Raw genomic sequence first — 16,468 nt, 5'->3', positions numbered from 1 at the left:
GAAGCCCCTGACGACCGATTTATCCCTGGCGGGATAGCATCATCCCGCAGGGGTAGTGTGAAAGACTCGGTTTAACCGAGTGTTGAAATTAAACGGCGCGTCATATCAACGCGAACCGCTTACCTTGAATGAAGTCCTGATACTGCCGGGCTTCGGTTTTTACTTTGAACCGGGCATGCACGCTGCCGTCGATCCAGATTTCCCAGGGCAAGCGGTTAAGCTCGCCTTTCACCAGTTCTACCTCGCCAACTCGAAAATCATCATGTTGGTAAAGTACCTGGCGGGGACTGTCGACACGGACGATACAATGATCCAGTAACGCTGGACCTCCGATGTCACCTGGTTCGATCAATAACGGCACTTTGATGGTGCCTGTCGAACGGCCAATCCAGCCGATGACATCGTGTTCATCAAGCCACGACTGACCGGTTTGGGTATCGCCGTAATAAACCCGAATTTTGCGTCGGCTATGGCGAAGTTGTTCCAACAAATCAACCATCGGTTCCGGTGTATCGGCGTGATAACAGGTGCCGGACGGCAAACGCTGATACTGGATGCAATGACCCGTGCCGAAGGTGTGTTCAAAGACTTGTGTCATGATGTTGTCCTCAAAAAATACGGAAACATCACGATTCCCCAGCGGGAATAGGACATTCCCGTGTGGATGGACAAAAATGAGTGCCGAATAGAATGACGTGGCTAACTCAGGTTTTTGCAAATTGCGCGCTTAAACACCGCGCGCACTTTTCAGGATGGGATCTCCAGTACAGGCTTTCCCAAGGCTTGTAAGGCCAGAGGGATTAACTGATCTAAATTTTCCCAATCGATACTGCCGCCGTTGGTTTCGCCTTGTTGATAGGCTTCAACCAAACCGCGGCAAACTTGCATGGCCGCTTGCTCTTTCTTCAATTGCCGAACCGAATGATCCGGTTCCGGCCATTGTTCAACGGCCACGCATTCCCAGGCCAAACTTTCATCGCCCGACTCAAGGTATTCGTCGGATAATAGCGGCACGTTAGCTGTGTCATCCCAAATGGTGGCATCGTTGAATGCCTGCTCGGCAATCTGTTGTGCAGCTTCGGGACTATCCGCGGTGATACCCACCGACACCCGGTGCACATAGTCGATTTCATAAGAAACTACGAAAAGCCGATTCACAGCCGCCGCCGTGACATTGGCGGAGGCGGGTTTTTCGTCTGGCAATTCGGTTTCCACCGATTCACCCTCGATCAATGCGCTTTCATAAGGCTCGATCTCCTTGTTGCAGTCCGGGCAGCGATCGTTACAGGCGCAATCCCATACATCCTCCCATTCGGTTTGGCAGTAGGGACAGCGGTACTGATTCAGATAGCGAACCGTGCTGTTTTCGACAGCGGTTGTGCCAACGATGGGTTGGTTGATTGTTTTCATGGTCATGTTCTCCAAAAAATGCAGGAACGACCACCCGGCAGGATGAAGTTCCTGCAAGGGTAAAGTCGCTGAATAAAGCCGAAAATCGGCTTGCGCAGCGGGGTTGAATTCGCGCAAAAATCGGTATATGGTGACTAAAACTCATTAAAAGCAGAGAAATAGCCATGTTTGACGATATTTTGCGCATTTTTGATTTCCTCAGTCCTAAGCAGACGGAAGAGACGTATCCAAGTCGAAAACCGATGGCGATTCCGTTGGATTCCAACGATCAAGCCACCCCAATCTGCAAAAAATTATTTGCTGATTTGGACGCTGCCGAAGCGGAAGTCTTGAACGATATTGACGATCCAGAAATCGCTTGGACGTTATTAAGTCGTATTCGCCAACTCAGGCGAGAGAGCCAACACGATTTTTCGGCTTTGTTGCCATCAAACTTATTGCCGACTCAATTTGATCAACCAATCAACAGAAACCCCGTTCGTATCTTCAAAACACAAACGGGTGCTCAGTGGTCGGTTTTCAATGGCGGGCAAGCTCATTAGCCTGAATCTCCAGGCCATTACCAGACTTGAGAGCAGTCCTCAATTGACGCACTGGATGGGATGATTTGGATAAATCTTCATCCATCACTGAAGTAGTTTTTTTCGAGCGTTTTGTCAGTTTACCGGCTTTCGGCTCATCTAAAGCTGCCATTGGTCTGACTTTTTCCAATTCCAGTTGTAACTTGGCGATTTGAATATCGGCTTTAATCAGTTCCATGGTTTTGGATTTTATCTGCAACTCCACATCCAATCGATCAACTTGCCGATTGGAACCTGCGTTGCGACTATGAATTTCCTGACGCACGGAATCCGACATGGCCAACCAATCTACCTCGTGACGGATGGTGGGCATGATCACCGGTAGCCGGTGTCGTGCCAAACGCTGCGCACGATAGCGGTGAAACGTTTGAGCTGTGTGTTTGAATGCGCTCAGCAGTTGCAATGCTGTTGCCCAAATCACCCGCAAGGCGAGGATAAACATAGCCAGTAGGATGACGCCGAAAATAAAGTTCATTGAAGTTCTCCTTTAAAGATTTAAGAAAACACTTCGAATGAGCAGCGCCCGGCCGGGCGATGGTCGCCCGAAGCGGGTTTTGATTTTCAGTGGGTAGCACCACTGCGATTTACATCGGGCTTAACGCACCCGACACGATCAAGGGATCACCTTGCTCGCCGCCTAATGACGGAACGCCGACCAAGGTCGGATTCAGCATTCTTCGAAAAGAACGCATGAAAGGTCTGTTTGTCGAATGGGCTCCAGGATGTGAGTGCATTCGACAAGGCTATGTTCGCGTTAATAGTTGACGTCGCCCCGGCATGGATTGCCGGGGCCCAGAAGTCATGGATGGCAAGATTTCTTCACATCCTTGTGACTTGGATCCCGGCAATCCATGCCGGGATGACGGCTTCAATGTCCTTTCAACTACTAACGCGAACATAGCCTTCGACAAACTACGGTTGCAATCAGCTACCCATAGCCACAATCCAAGGCATTAAGCCAAGGATTGGGCTACGGATAAATGACTGGCCGAGACTTAGGCAGCCAACAACACCGCTTTCGAGAGTTCGAACAATTGCGCTCTCAGCTCTGATAGATCGTGAATGGTGATCGCAATCGGGAATAGATGACTGACATCCAATCCCAATCCCACACCGACCGTTTCAATGCCACTATCGCGGCAACGCTGCAACAGTTCCAGCGTGCTCAAGGTATCGTTGGGCTGACCATCGGTCATGACCATCAACACTTTGCGAGGTTCTCGGCAACCTAATAGCGACGCCGCACCAAACCAAATCGCTTCGGTCATCGGCGTACTGCCAGTGGCTGCCAGCGAAAAAGCACCGGTGCGAGTATTCACACGTTGACCATGCTCCAGCAGACGAAATACCGAGTCATCTTGAATGCCGGGAAACGCAGTGACACCGGGATTAACCCCCGGAATGCCTTCAAAGGCCAATGCCAGCGCCAAGGTGGCTTCCAACGCAATCGGCATACGCGATCCGATGGGTTGGCCTTGGCTATCGGTCACCTGATAACCCATGCTTTCGGATTTATCGAGTAGCAGATGAATCGCAGTATTGGGCGCCGATTTGGCCTGCTTACGCTGAAACACCTTGGTTTCGCCGAGTGGTAAGCGGTGTAAACGCTTACCATCCATTCGCCGTCCACGACAGGCGTGTTGCGAGCGGTTGAGGGTTTGTGACTGCACCAGGCCTTGTAAAGCGGCGCGGATTTTCCCCGATTCGCTTTGTACCTTACGCAGAAAAAACGCACCGGCCTGATCGTCCATAGGTGGCTCGTGGCCACTGGGCATTAGCAGTTCTGACACGTTTTCCGCCGCCAACGACAAGGCTGATTTAAGGGATTCAAACAGGTCTTGTTCGATGTCACCGTCGCCGGCGGACAACAGGGTTTGCAAGACGCCCATCGGGTCTGCAATCTCCGTGCTCTCTTCGTCATCACCTTGCGGATTGGATGAAGAACTTTCTGCCTGCGCACTGGGTTCATCGTCAGGATTTTCCGGATTGGAATCATCGTTACCACCGGATTCTGAAGACTGTTCGTCGTCATTATCCGTAGGTAAATCTTGATCGTGTTCCATATCATCCTCGGAATCCGAAGCGTTCGAATTGTCCAAGTCAGCTGTTTCACCGGCCTGATCCGTATCATCCGATTCACACGATGTGTCCTCATCAACCGATGGCTGAGTCTGATTGCGCTGCCGTTGTTGCTCGAACTCCTGCTCAATCATGGTCAGGATGCGATCAGTCAATTGCAGGCAATCGGATTCGGATTGCAATCCCTCCGGGACTTCGGACAATAAGCCTTTCAAACGTGTCACAGCGCCGGTGGGGAACGTTGCCTTCAAAGCGGTTTCAGTTTCTTCGACCAACGGCCGTAACGACGACTGACCCAATACCCTGGCACGCAAGCTTTTCAACACGAAGCTATACAGAATATTGGCCGGATGATCAGTGATATTGCTGGCGACAAAGTCGCCTTTGGCAATCATCTTTTCAATTACCGTGCGAATCGTCAGCCGAGTTCCCGGAAAATCCTTGGCCAGTTCATACTCAATGCGGACATCTTCAATCGCGTTGCAAAGCCGACGGCGTAATACTGAATTACCGTAGCGCAGCGTAAAGTCCGAATAACGAATGTGCGCCGCTTCGTGGGCCAACAGCCCCCAGGCCACATCCTGATATTCCGCATCGTCACCGTCATAAGCCGGCAACTGAATGGATTTGCCATCGGTATAGGCTTGATTCCCACCGACACTGACTTTGACGCCAAAGCGATTGCCGATGGCGGCCGCCACGATGGGGAAGGCGTTGTGTAAGGTTCTATTTTTCATGGTGTGCTCCAAAATTTAGGGCAAACCACGGCCCCAAAGGGACATGAATTTGCCCCAGTGCGTGAATAGTTAAATGGCGTCAGATCATTCAGAACCAGTAGTCCTGGTCAGAATGCTCCGCAGCGACCTCATCATCATCGCCATCAGCAGTGACTGCTACCAAATCGGATTGATCATCCGGTTTGATGTCTTCATCAGAATCATTAATAGCAGCATCGGCTTGGCTTTTATCTAGCAAGACCCCAGGCGCCCAGTCCCCCGATACCGATTCAGGTTCCATTTCATCGTCAAAGATGCCGTCAAACAGATCGAAAAAATCGTGGCTGTCTGAAACACTTTCAGCGATGACTGGTGTTGGTTCGGTTGCGACTGTTGTTGCTGTTGGTACCGTTGGTGGTTCTAACTCTGCAGGATCGACGATTTCCTCAACATCCGTCTCTTCAACAACAGGTGTTTGATTTACCAACAAGCCTTCACCGTGCCGCCGGGTTTTATCCGGATCGGACAACAGCATCGCTGTCGCCAGAATCTCCTGCAAAATGCTGCCTTCAATGGCGCCTTTGTTGGGAATTCTCGTCAGTAGATCGTCAATGGTGCTGACCACCGGTGCGACCCGATGATCCAGAAAGCCCAAACCATCGAGCTTGTCACGCATACGGCGAATCGGTCGTAACGCATTTCGCGTCACTTGCTCCTTGCCTAGCAACGACTGCTCGATGAGTTGATTGGCTTCCACGGAGATTTCGTAGAACATCTGCTCACTGAGTGAACTGATTTTGCTTTCCAGACGCGCGACGTCTGCCGGCGGCAAACTATCGGGCAAACCGACACTGACCACCAAAAAATCAAACGACAGCCGCGTCGAGACAAACTCCACCGAATCCACCGCTTGCTCGATAATGCCGGCAAATTCCGGATGGCGAACCACCCAGTCAGTCACCGCCGCATCGTAACCGGCAATAAACTCGGTTTTAGCCGCTGCAAAATCTAGCGCGATGCGTTCCAATTCAGCGGTAATGCTCGAAGCAGACTCAACCGGTACGGCAAAGCCACCCAGAAAGCGAGTGCCGACTCGTAAACAAATGCGTTCGGCTTCTTTCTTCAGGCGGTTAAACACCGTCAACTGGTCAGGATCGAGTAAACGTTTAGACCCTAAGCTGGCTAAGTCCTCCGGCGGCAGTTTGCTACCGTCGGCCAGCACCAGATCTTCTTTTTTCAGTTTCTTGCGGGCACCGTAGATATTGGCTTCGACTTTCACCAAGACCACGCGATCTAAGATCACTTGCGTTTCATGCGACATGGGAACCTCCTAAAGAAAAGAGGCACACCCATCCCGCTGGGGCAGATGTGCCCCTTTCGGGTTAAATAAAAATAACAGTACGCTTAAAACCAGCAGTCGTCCGTGTCGGACATGGCCACTGCCAGATTTAATCGGGGTTTGAGCAAGCCCAAAACTTCAGCGGTTTCACGAATGCTATCCAGATCTGTGCCAAAAAATGCCAGCACCTCCTGTTCAACCTTCAGATCGACCGAGAGATCTCGGGCAGTTTCGGTGGCAATATCAATCTCCACGCCTTTAAAGCCTTTTGCTTTCAGCGCCAGTAAAAACAGCCAGGGCAAAACGCCATGCACTGATTTGATCTGACCACTGAGTTCAAAGGTTTCGGCATTGAGGGTCGCATCAATGAATTGTTGCCAGCCATTCCATTCCTGTTCAGGCGTAGCATGACCATCCGACAAGGTTTGAATAGCGCCGATCAGTCGCCTGACCTCGTTACTCAATTCCACACGGATAGACTGTTTTGCATGGCAATCAATGGTCCAATACAGTGCCTCGACTAGCGGTGTTGGCACGGGTTCGGGATTGGAATCAGGCTCAGACGTTTGTAATGGCGTTGCCGAAGTCTTGACCGGAAACACCACTTTGCCGTTAACATCAATATCCACCTCGGCGACAAACACATAGCCTTTGGCCTGCTTTTGTCGTTCGATGTCGAGCTGCTTAACGCTGTATCGGTTGCTAACGCCCGGCAAACTATCTGCCGTTTTCCCCCAACGCGTCGTAATCGAACCATCCGAATTACTCCTGACCGCCCAGTCTTTGGAGCTGCCATCACTGTTACGATGACGATATAAATTCCAGGCTGCCATGGTCAGACCTGCCAGTCATCGCCAAACACATCTTTCGCTATACGATGAATCGCTTCGCGCTCAGCCGGTTCGGCCCGAAAGGTCAAAGCCCGATCCAGCGAGTAGGCCAAGGCATTAGGCGCACTTTTGAAGGTGGCCACCAATGACGCCCAACGCACTAAACCGCGCGTCGATAACGTCACCGATAACATGCCAGCGCCATCCGCGCCGCCAATGAAGACTTTTCGAATCTGGTTGGCGACCTTGATCATGCTTTCGCGTACCGTTTCCGGCATGCTCGGCACCACATCAGCCAACAGTTTCATTTCGTCTTCCGGCTCCGGGTAACCGACTTCCATCAAGCGAAACCGGTCCAGAAACGCTAGGTTCTGCCGCAACACCCCTTGATACATTCCCGATTGATCACCCGATCCGGCACTATTGCCGGTGGCCACCAAACGAAACTTGGGATGCGGGGCAATTACGTCGCCAGTCTGTGGAATCGTTAGAGGTTTCCCTTCGACGATTTCATTCAAACCGATCAGTTCAGCGGGGTCGATGGCATCGATTTCGTTGATCAACAGCACATGACCCAGGCGGACTGCCAGGGTCAGCGGGCCATCGATCCACTTCATCGCGCCGCCGTCGACCAGCATGTACTGACCGAGCAGATCGTTCAGTTCCAGTCGACCGTGACCGGTGACCGAATGCACGCCCCAATTCAGACGTGCCGCGACTTGCTCCAACAACGAGGTTTTTCCAGAGCCGGTAGGGCCAGTCAGGTATAAGCCATCGCCGTTATGCGCGCCTAAAAACGCCAATACATCCCGTAAGTGATCCTTGCGAAACACATACGGCTTAATAGCCGGTACATAGAGGTTATTTGCCGGAACAAAGCCTTCCACTTTCATGGAAGCCGGTGCCTGGATGCCGAAGGAGTCGGTAATGGAATATTGTTGGTACATGGTGAGCTCCTCGAGGACTAGCCTCAGAAAAAACAAGGGGCACGCCGCCCCGAGGGGTGATGAGCCCCAGCGGGTGAATAAAGCCCTGGCATGCCAGGACGGATTAAAAAATCAACGTAGCTGCATGACGCAGTACATCGCCCATTCGGCGCGGGCCAACAGCTCCCGATCCATCAAACGCAGGATGCGCTGAATGTCGCTTCTCAAACCGGGCTCCGAGATTTGACGGTGCATCTCCAGCAGCAAACGCTTTTTGGCCTGGATGTCGTTGCTATGAGCAACGTTCAACCAGCCGTGCAAGGTTTTCCAAAAGTCGTGATTCATAATGACCTCCTTCAAAAGTGAAAAGGGGTCACCGTCCCGCAAGGGTGATGAACCCCAACGGGACAAACTAAACACACCAGGCTTGACGCACCTGGCACACGAGGCAAATGCTCATGCCGCTTAACAACGGAACGCCGGTCGAAACCGGATTCGGGATTCCAGAAAGGAATGCCTGAACGATGCGGGTTTTGGGTTGGACTTTTCTGTTGAAAGCCCAGCCTAAAACCGACAGGCCAGAAATAACTGATTCGATCATATGGCCGGCGTAAATTATCTTGGCCGGTTGACGTCAATCAAAGAACATCCCATAACCACAGGGGTTACAGGATGTCTTGGAAAGACGACGAAAACTCAAAACCAAAAATCCACGCCCGCCAGGTCTTTCAGGGTTTGGGCGTCGAACGGCACTTCGGCATGTTTGCCGTCGTCGTCCCGACAGGTCACGCGGACACGCGTAGCCGACGGTTTTCGATAGACTTCCAGCGCCGAGGCCTGAACACCCGGTTGCAAGGCTTGCAATGCTGCCTTGTAATCGATAGCACCCTGGCTTTGAAATCGGCTGATCCGCAATCCGGAATGCTCCGCAGCCACGTAATCACCCATCAACGCTACCAACGTGTCTTCAATGCGCGACTGCTCATCCTCCAAGCCGTTGAGTTGGCTTTTCAGATCCAGGATGGTCAACGCCCGTTGCCGATACGTCGCCGCCAGTTGTTGCCATTGCCGTTCCACATCGCCGTGGGGCAAGTACAAATCGCGCTCAGGATCCTTGGGTGGTTCCTTTTTCGATTTGACCGCCGACCAGAAATCCATCGCGGACTCGACCAGAGCCGTTAGAAAGTGCTCATCGCGCTGAATCTCGAATTCCACATCCTGGTCATGTTGGTAGAAAAACAAAAAGCCGCGTTGCGCTTCGGCGACCAGCAGTTGCTGTTGCACCTGGCACCAATACAACTGATAGGCGGCCGAGGCTTCCCGATTCAACAGTACATCCAGAAACGTGGTCTCGTGCGGACATTTGATTTCCACGGGTTCATTCGCGTCGGACAAACCGTCGAATGAAGCCCGCATCAAGGGATACTGTTCCGACTCGCCGCACAGCGGCAACAACATCAGATCGTGTTTGTCCTCGAAGCGTTGCAAAGCCTCGGGCTCTTGCTGGATGCCGGCGCGGATCAACGGGTTGTTGTCCAGGCTGGCTTCCAAAACCAGGCCGATTTTCTCGGCCCAGAGACGCCACGGGGTTTTGTACGGCGAACGGTTCATGACAATGGCCGCTTCGCTGGCACTGATGCCTTGTAAGCGCCACTGCCGCCAGGCGGCGGAACGCTGCGAAACGTCGACGACCTTCATCGGAAAAATCCGGTCAACTGCACCTGACAACCAAATCGCACCGTCTCAATGCCAAGCTTGTGCAACTGGGTCTGGCAGCGCCGGGCCCAATAGCCATCGCCGAACAGCAACAGCAGTTCGTCTTGCGCCGGCAGACACACGCCGCCAAAACTCTCGGCAAGTGTCGTCAGTTCCGGTTGGCTCAAAGGTTGCGGATTCGGTTCGTTGCCCTGGGGTCGCCACAGGCGTTCCAGAAAGCCCCGGCCGTGACGGCGTAATACCGTGGGGGAATCGTAACGTTGCCAGTCGGTATGACAGGGCACGCGGTTTAATGATTGATCGTTTGTGTTCATGACCTCTCCTAATAAAAGAAGGGTGTCATGTCCAACCCCGTGGGCGAAACATGACGCCCTCGTGGGTGGTTAGGGAATTTTGGGTAGCAGCGTATTAGGCGGCGTTACCCAAGGTTTGACGGGCCTGATTCATAGCCATGTCTTTCGCTGACAAGGGTGGCATGCCAGTGTTTTCGGTTTGCTCCAGGGCTTGTGTTGCCTTGGGTTCAACTTGCGATACCTTGTCCAACTCGGCCAACGCAAAGGTCAGATCCATGCCTTTGAACTTCTGGTGGGCATAGTCGTAGGCTGCTTTCCAGGCACCTGCCGCCGCAGTCCGTCTAACCAGCTCTGCGACCGCTTTTTGCACCTTGGGATGGATTTGCGACAAATCAATCACGTGCGGTGTAGGCTCGGATGCTCCTATAAACCGATCATCAGCAGAACCAACATCGGTTTCCCAATGCGTCGCCTCGCCATCGATTACGGTACCGTCGACAACATCGTCGAGCGTTTTGCCATCCATCTCCTCCGCGGCATAGCCGCATTCCTCTGGAAAGGCAGTACGCAAAGACGCCGCTTTACCGCATTTGGCCAATTGCCCCTTGGGGCGTTTGATCCACATCGCGGTCGGCACTTGTGAGTTTTTACCGCCGGCCGTGCTGTAGGCTTCCAGCCAATACACTTCCTCGGTAAAGGCGCAACGTTTGCCGCCGACAATCCGGTACACGGTGACTGCCACCCATTCGGGAAAAGTCACGGTGACACTGGACTCCTGCCATTGCTCGTTGTCGTCCTTGTAGCGCCCGGTAAAGGTCTTGCTGACATCAGGACCCCAGACGGGCCTATCCATGCCGGCCCAAACACCGATCCGAGACGCGGTAGTCTGGATTTCCATGATGGACGGCCAGACGGTCTCGACATTGCGGCCCAATGCCGCACTCCACATCGGCACGATATGCACCGGCTTTTTGAAGATGTCGAGTTTGCGAGCCTTGCAATAATCCAGCGCCATCAGAATGGCTTCCGGGGTTTTGGCCGTGGGAAAAGTGACTTCGGTCAACACTTTCCAGGATTGCTCCGACAGACCGTAGCTTTGCTGGACAACTGCCGGCATCGGCAAGTCACGGGTTTTGGGTAAATTGTTGCGGTTGTTTTGGCTCATGGTGAGTCTCCTTCAATAAAAAAGGGAACGCCATCGCCCGCCAGGGAATGGAGTTCCCCAGGGGGTTGAAATACCGAAACCTGAAAAAGGTCGGCGGTGTAACCGTCAAACCATCGAACGCCAATAATCGGCGCGCCGGGGTTTAATGAATCGGCATATCGCTGTATTCGTCATCCCAATCGGCGTCCTCAGGGGCTGCTGGCGATGATGACGAACTGTTGGCGGCTGCCGATGCGCTAGGGCGATCCAGCATCTGCAATTCAAAGGCGGCGATTTCGGTACGGTATCGCTTGTCATTCGCTTGACCCCATTGCTGGGTACGCAAACGGCCTTCGATGTAGATCTGGCTGCCTTTGTGCAAATACTGTTCGGCGGTATCAGCGAGTTTTTTGAAAAACACCACCCGATGCCACTCGGTCCGCTCCTGTTTACCGTTTTTGGGATCGTTCCAGATTTCGCTGGTTGCCAAACGGATGGCGACGACTTTGCCGCCGTTATTGGGCATAAAGCGAACGTCCGGATCGGCGCCGAGCCGGCCCAGCAAGATGACTTTGTTCACGCCGCGATTGGCCATGATGACATTCCTCCTGTCGGCCGCGCCCGACTCAACGATAACAATACCCAGCGGCGCGGCGATGGGCATGCCGACGCCTCGAATCCCTGGGGGAATCGATACGCCCGGCAGGGTTAAACAATTAATACTCACATCAGGCTTGACGCACCTGACACGCCGATGGAACACCACCGTCGCCGCTTAAAAACGGAACGCCGACCGAGGTCGGATCAAGGCGGTCGTGAAAGACCAGCCGAGAAAGTCTGGGGAGAAGCGGAAGGCTGATGGCCAACCAATTCCGTTGGCTGGTATTGAAGCAGAGATTTTTTGAAGGGCTTTTGCAGCTGATGCCGAATTCGCCATCAGCTGCGGAAAGGCTAAAAAGAATCTGGCTTACGATCATGAACCATTCGTTCACATCAGGAAACGGTCATGTCCGAAGCAGCTCCACAGCCCAAACCAGCCCCGCGCCGTGCCATCAGTCGGCCAATATTTGAACGTACATTTAGCATCAACAGCGAACAAGCCATTCGGGTGATTCGTAACAGCTATCATCGATTGATGGTGTCCCTGTACGCCATCGACGTGATTCTGCGCATCATTGGAAGAGAGGAAACGGTCGATGAAATTGAAAGCCTCGTCAGTCAGATGATTGCCGAATGTGCGGAGCAACTGCAGCAGGAAAAGAGTCGGTTGGAAAAACTCAAGGCCGACAACGGCATCACTGAAACGCCGACGTACACGCATCCCAGGGAATTTGTGGCCAAGATTGCCTCGCCCCAGATTGCCCAGTTCGTCGAGTTGATTCGTTTGCTGGACCAGTTGATGATCGTGATGGACACCTTGTGGCTGTGCCAGGTCATTTCCAACAAACATTGCATTGATGCACGTCTTCAGTGGCAGCAGCGCTTGCAGCGGCTAGCGAATAAAATTGTGACGATGGAACGGCATGCGCATCAGGCAGCTTATGAACAAGGGCATGGAGAGGAAGTGCGATTGGCCCGACAGCAATCTGGACTGTTGGGTGAGCCAGTGAAACTTTCCAAGGATGAGGACTCATTGGTTGATGAGACCGACTCGAATTAAGGCAGGTGCGCAATGAGCGTTGATTCGAGTGAAATATGCTTGTGTGTTTCGTTATCCGAACAGGAGGCTTTGGATTTGGCGCAATTTCTAAAGCGAACTGGATTTGCTGATTATTGCAGTCAGGCTGTCGATGATGAGGGGGCTTATCGCATGCGCGCTGTTGCGGAAAAGGTCAGAAGGAACTTGGTTGCCATTGGCTACGACCCACGCTAGGAAACACCCCGTCAATTTCGTTGAAAAGAAGCTAACCGTAAATTCGGCTGAGGATTAGAGTGAATCTGAAGTGCTAAGTTGACAAAATCTTAAAAATGCACAATTATTAGGTTGACGATTTTTTATTTTTGCACAATTTGGAGGGCGAATGCTTCCTCAACCTATACATTACCACTCGGATTTGACTCATGAACGTTTATCCGTCGTCGCAGAGTTGTTACTGGATGAACACTACAAAACGCTCGACGATCTTTCCTCAGAAACAGATGATAACTACACGCGTGGCTGCACCACATTCGGACGGCAAAAAAACCGGATTAAAGGCTTGGCTCTGGCAAAAACTTATTCTTGGTTACAGGTCAGTAATAACGCCAATGATTTGGTCTTCACAATTGGTAGCGTACCTTGTCGATTCAGCAGTGACGATCCAAACAGCCCAAAGAAAAAAGCCGTCTTGACGGTTAATCGCTACCAAGCGTCATTTTTCGATGATATTGAGAGCGACCAGGACCCATGCCGTTACTGTTTCATCATTGATCAAGGCATCAATGATGATGCTGAGCCTTCAGTTGTTTTTCTCGGATTCGACGCGACGGGCGTGGTGCGGTGTCAATGGGAGTCCGGTGCGATTAGAACTTTCCAAAGTGTTAATGCCGTTGTTGTTCCTGAAGCTGTTGAAATAGGCAAACCTGCCGTCAAACCGAAAAAATCAGTCGCGGGTTCCAAAGACGAGGCCAATCGGCTATGACCGCCGATTTTCTTGGGCAAAACCTTCGGCTTGCTCGGTTATTTCACGGGCTGTCTTTGCAGGATTTGGCCGATAGAGTCAATAAGTCAAAGCAATATCTCAGTCGGTTGGAATCAGGCTTAGAGCCTCCGCATGAAAGCCTGGAAACAGCGTTGGCGGAAGCTCTGGACGTGCTGCCCCGATTTTTCAGGGAAGTCGATCCGATGCCGATTTCCGACGAGCAGTGCCATTTTCGTAAACAGCTGACCACGAAAGTTGCGCTTAAGCAGGTCGCTCGTGCACAGGGCGAGATGTTTAAGCGACTGGTGTCCGTTCTTGACCAGAACTTAGATTTTCCCAATTACGATTTTCTACATGAAGAGGTATCAACGCCCGAAGAGATTGAACGCGTTGCTGAAATAAGCCGGTCTCATTGGGGGTTGGGTTTAGGGCCAATTGCTAATATGAGCCGCGTTGCAGAAAATGCTGGTGCGGTATTGGTAAAAACGGGTGGGCTAGCGGACGAGATCGATGCCATTTCGTTTGCTACTCGGCGGCCGGTTATTACGTTAAATGCTGGAGGGAAATCGACTTGCCGTACCCGGTTTGGAATCGCGCATGAAATTGGACACTTGACCATTCACGTTGGCGTCCAAACGGGGGATAGAGCAACAGAATCCCAAGCCAACCGATTTGCGAGCGCGTTTTTAATGCCGCGCGCATATTTTATTAAGGAGTGCCAAAAAGCGTTACGCGGCAGTCGGCTGAATTGGCAAGCACTGTCCGACATCAAAATGCGCTGGGGGGTCTCAAAAGCGGCGATTTTGTATCGTGGTCGGCAGCTCGGCGCGTTTTCGGAAGAGCAATATCGGTCTGGTGTTATTTCATTGCGTCGGCACGGGGAAGCGCTTCAGGAGCATGAAGATCGTGATATGGTTCAGGAAAAGCCTGAAGTTATTTTGGACAGCATGAAAGTTTTGGCCGAGCAATGCGGCATGTCCAGAAAAATGATTGCCGACTTGATGTTTGTAAAACCTGAACTTCTCGATCAGTTGGTTGGCGTTAAAGCTGATGAATCGTTTCAGAATAATATTGTTATTCTGCAATATCATCGTAGTTTGAATTAGGTTTTCAAAAGTAACTTGATGTCGTTTTTTTTGCTAGACAATCGCCTTTTCTTTAAGACTTGCTTTGGCTCTGGCAAGCCTTCATGAATGGAATTGTTGTCGAAGGGTGACGACATTCGGTTGACAGAAGAATGCGCTAAGGCATAAAAAATTCGGCAGTATTAGCATTATGACCTATTTATTGTTATCTATACATGACAATAAAATCATTATAGTGCTAAGATTGACTCATGAGAGTCTCAAAAGAAGAACTAATTGCCGTATTGGCCCAATTCAATCCCTGGTGGAGAAGCGAACCGATTGCCGATTTGCCAGATTGGCAGCGTGCCGCTTCGCGTGAGTTAAGTCGCTGGATCAATCATCCGCCTGCCCATCGCGCCATTTTGCTGTCCGGCGCACGCCAGGTCGGCAAGACCACATTGCTGCTGCAACAGATCGACGCTTTGTTAAAGCAAGGTGTTCCGGCGGCCAACATCCTTTACGCCACTTTTGACCATCCGGTGCTCAAGTTGGCAGGCATCGAAGCGGTTTTGGAAGCCTGGCGCGAACGCGAGCCGCGGGTCGATGGACCTGAATATCTGTTCCTCGACGAAGCTCAGTTTATTCGCGATTGGGGCACCTGGGTCAAACACCAGATCGATTTCAACAAACAGCGTCGCATCGTCTTTACCGGTTCGGCCATGCCCTTGGTGGAAGCCGACCAGGAGTCCGGCGTCGGTCGCTGGCACACTATTCGGCTGACTACGCTGTCGTTCTACGAGTACCTGCAAATCAAACAAGTGCAACTGCCACCGTTACCGCCATTAAAGAGCTTGACCGAGCTGTTCGACTGGACGCCGCCACAATTTTACCGGGCGCAGGAAATCGCCGTGCCTTATGTCGGCCATTTCCACGAGTATCTGATTCGCGGCGGTTTCCCGCAAACCGCCCAAGTGGAAAGCATCACTCAGGCGCAACGCTTGCTGCGTGAAGACATTATCGATAAGGCGCTCAAGCGCGATATGACCGCGCTGTTTGGTGTGCGCCGGATTCTCGATCTTGAGCATACCTTCCTCTATCTGTGCATGCATGATGGCGGTTTGCTGAATATCACCGACTTATCCAGCAACCTGGAAGTCAAACGTCCCACGGCTCAGCATTTCATCGAGCTGTTGGAAGCCTGCCACCTGATTTATCGCTTGCCGCCGTTTGGCTATGGCAAAGACGTGCTCAAGGGCCGCTTCAAAATTTATCTGGCCGATGCCGCGATCGCGCCCGCTGTTTTACTCAAGGGCAAAAGTATCATCGACGATCCCGCCGCCTTGGGCGTAGCGACCGAAACCGCCGTGTTTAAACATCTTTTTGCGCGCTATTATTCCCAAAATGTGCGTTTTACCTACTGGCACGGGAAAAAAGACCGCGAGGTCGATTTAGTCGCGGAAATCGGCGGCCAATTGATCCCCTTTGAAGTGAAATACCGTGCCCAGCATACCGGCGCACGGGAACTGAAAGGTTTGATCGAACTGTGTGAGCAAAAGAAAATTGCCCGCGGCTACGTTGTCACTAAATCGCTGGATGACTTCGGCTTAATGACCGGTTTGCCGCAAACTGGCGATACTGCCAGCCAGATTATGCGTCTACCCGCACCGTTGCTGTGCTACTGGATGGGGGCTTCGGAATTGAATCAACCCGAATTTAACGATTAAGCCGGGCAACCGGCGATAGGAA

Annotated in this window: 19 protein-coding genes; 6 read left to right on the top strand and 13 right to left on the bottom strand. The window is 52.0% G+C overall.

The annotated features are described in order from the left end of the window. Positions 1-100: 100 nt before the first annotated feature. A complete protein-coding gene (locus ACWAU0_RS19425; protein WP_033158744.1) occupies positions 101-598 on the bottom strand; it encodes a hypothetical protein in 498 nt (165 codons plus the stop codon). Between the two features lie 149 nt (positions 599-747). After that, entirely contained in the window at positions 748-1,410 is a 663-nt protein-coding gene (locus tag ACWAU0_RS19420) for a hypothetical protein (RefSeq protein ID WP_101053444.1), read from the bottom strand. A gap of 164 nt (positions 1,411-1,574) precedes the next feature. On the opposite strand from ACWAU0_RS19420, the gene ACWAU0_RS19415 reads away from it, so the two are divergent. Next, on the top strand, positions 1,575-1,952 hold the full coding sequence (locus ACWAU0_RS19415) for a hypothetical protein (RefSeq protein WP_033158743.1): 378 nt from the start codon (positions 1,575-1,577) through the stop codon (positions 1,950-1,952). On the opposite strand, the gene ACWAU0_RS19410 is transcribed toward ACWAU0_RS19415, so the two are convergent. The 11 genes from ACWAU0_RS19410 to ACWAU0_RS19360 form a co-directional block, all read right to left on the bottom strand. Continuing rightward, positions 1,930-2,466, bottom strand: coding sequence for a hypothetical protein (locus tag ACWAU0_RS19410; RefSeq protein ID WP_033158742.1), 537 nt, complete (start codon positions 2,464-2,466; stop codon positions 1,930-1,932). The genes ACWAU0_RS19415 and ACWAU0_RS19410 overlap by 23 nt on opposite strands. A gap of 520 nt (positions 2,467-2,986) precedes the next feature. Beyond that, positions 2,987-4,807, bottom strand: coding sequence for a VWA domain-containing protein (locus tag ACWAU0_RS19405; RefSeq protein ID WP_458137622.1), 1,821 nt, complete (start codon positions 4,805-4,807; stop codon positions 2,987-2,989). 88 nt (positions 4,808-4,895) lie between these two features. Continuing rightward, on the bottom strand, positions 4,896-6,107 hold the full coding sequence (locus ACWAU0_RS19400; protein WP_458137621.1) for a DUF3150 domain-containing protein: 1,212 nt from the start codon (positions 6,105-6,107) through the stop codon (positions 4,896-4,898). 83 nt (positions 6,108-6,190) lie between these two features. Further along, on the bottom strand, positions 6,191-6,958 hold the full coding sequence (locus ACWAU0_RS19395) for a hypothetical protein (protein ID WP_458137620.1): 768 nt from the start codon (positions 6,956-6,958) through the stop codon (positions 6,191-6,193). Between the two features lie 2 nt (positions 6,959-6,960). Beyond that, positions 6,961-7,902 carry an AAA family ATPase gene (locus tag ACWAU0_RS19390; RefSeq protein ID WP_458137619.1) on the bottom strand — a complete coding sequence of 314 codons (942 nt, stop codon included), beginning with the start codon at positions 7,900-7,902 and terminating at the stop codon, positions 6,961-6,963. 111 nt (positions 7,903-8,013) lie between these two features. Further along, positions 8,014-8,226: a hypothetical protein gene (locus ACWAU0_RS19385; protein ID WP_033159580.1), complete on the bottom strand. Its 213-nt coding sequence runs from the start codon at positions 8,224-8,226 to the stop codon at positions 8,014-8,016. Between the two features lie 351 nt (positions 8,227-8,577). Continuing rightward, entirely contained in the window at positions 8,578-9,579 is a 1,002-nt protein-coding gene (locus ACWAU0_RS19380; protein ID WP_458137618.1) for a YqaJ viral recombinase family nuclease, read from the bottom strand. Further along, a complete protein-coding gene (locus ACWAU0_RS19375) occupies positions 9,576-9,911 on the bottom strand; it encodes a hypothetical protein (RefSeq protein WP_415878312.1) in 336 nt (111 codons plus the stop codon). The genes ACWAU0_RS19380 and ACWAU0_RS19375 overlap by 4 nt, the downstream gene beginning before the upstream one ends. Before the next feature lie 94 nt (positions 9,912-10,005). Further along, positions 10,006-11,055, bottom strand: a complete 1,050-nt coding sequence (gene bet / locus ACWAU0_RS19370; protein WP_458137617.1) for a phage recombination protein Bet — start codon at positions 11,053-11,055, stop codon at positions 10,006-10,008. A gap of 142 nt (positions 11,056-11,197) precedes the next feature. Next, on the bottom strand, positions 11,198-11,761 hold the full coding sequence (ssb, locus tag ACWAU0_RS19365; RefSeq protein ID WP_458137616.1) for a single-stranded DNA-binding protein: 564 nt from the start codon (positions 11,759-11,761) through the stop codon (positions 11,198-11,200). A 1-nt stretch (position 11,762) separates the two neighbouring features. Then, on the bottom strand, positions 11,763-12,026 hold the full coding sequence (locus ACWAU0_RS19360) for a hypothetical protein (protein WP_133120691.1): 264 nt from the start codon (positions 12,024-12,026) through the stop codon (positions 11,763-11,765). Positions 12,027-12,040: 14 nt separating this feature from the next. On the opposite strand from ACWAU0_RS19360, the gene ACWAU0_RS19355 reads away from it, so the two are divergent. The 5 genes from ACWAU0_RS19355 to ACWAU0_RS19335 all read left to right on the top strand — a co-directional run bounded on the left by ACWAU0_RS19355 (position 12,041) and on the right by ACWAU0_RS19335 (position 16,446). Then, on the top strand, positions 12,041-12,694 hold the full coding sequence (locus ACWAU0_RS19355; RefSeq protein WP_101053448.1) for a hypothetical protein: 654 nt from the start codon (positions 12,041-12,043) through the stop codon (positions 12,692-12,694). 12 nt (positions 12,695-12,706) lie between these two features. After that, on the top strand, positions 12,707-12,907 hold the full coding sequence (locus ACWAU0_RS19350; RefSeq protein WP_033159584.1) for a DUF7706 family protein: 201 nt from the start codon (positions 12,707-12,709) through the stop codon (positions 12,905-12,907). A 148-nt stretch (positions 12,908-13,055) separates the two neighbouring features. Then, positions 13,056-13,655, top strand: a complete 600-nt coding sequence (locus tag ACWAU0_RS19345; RefSeq protein ID WP_033159585.1) for a hypothetical protein — start codon at positions 13,056-13,058, stop codon at positions 13,653-13,655. Further along, positions 13,652-14,761, top strand: coding sequence for a helix-turn-helix domain-containing protein (locus ACWAU0_RS19340; RefSeq protein ID WP_033159586.1), 1,110 nt, complete (start codon positions 13,652-13,654; stop codon positions 14,759-14,761). Before ACWAU0_RS19345 ends, ACWAU0_RS19340 begins: the two co-directional genes overlap by 4 nt. Positions 14,762-14,991: 230 nt before the next feature. Then, entirely contained in the window at positions 14,992-16,446 is a 1,455-nt protein-coding gene (locus tag ACWAU0_RS19335; protein WP_033159587.1) for an ATP-binding protein, read from the top strand. The last annotated feature ends 22 nt before the right edge of the window (positions 16,447-16,468 follow it).

The organism is Methylomonas sp. Uni0009 (genome assembly GCF_054188105.3).
This window is presented reverse-complemented; position numbering and strand designations above follow the sequence as displayed.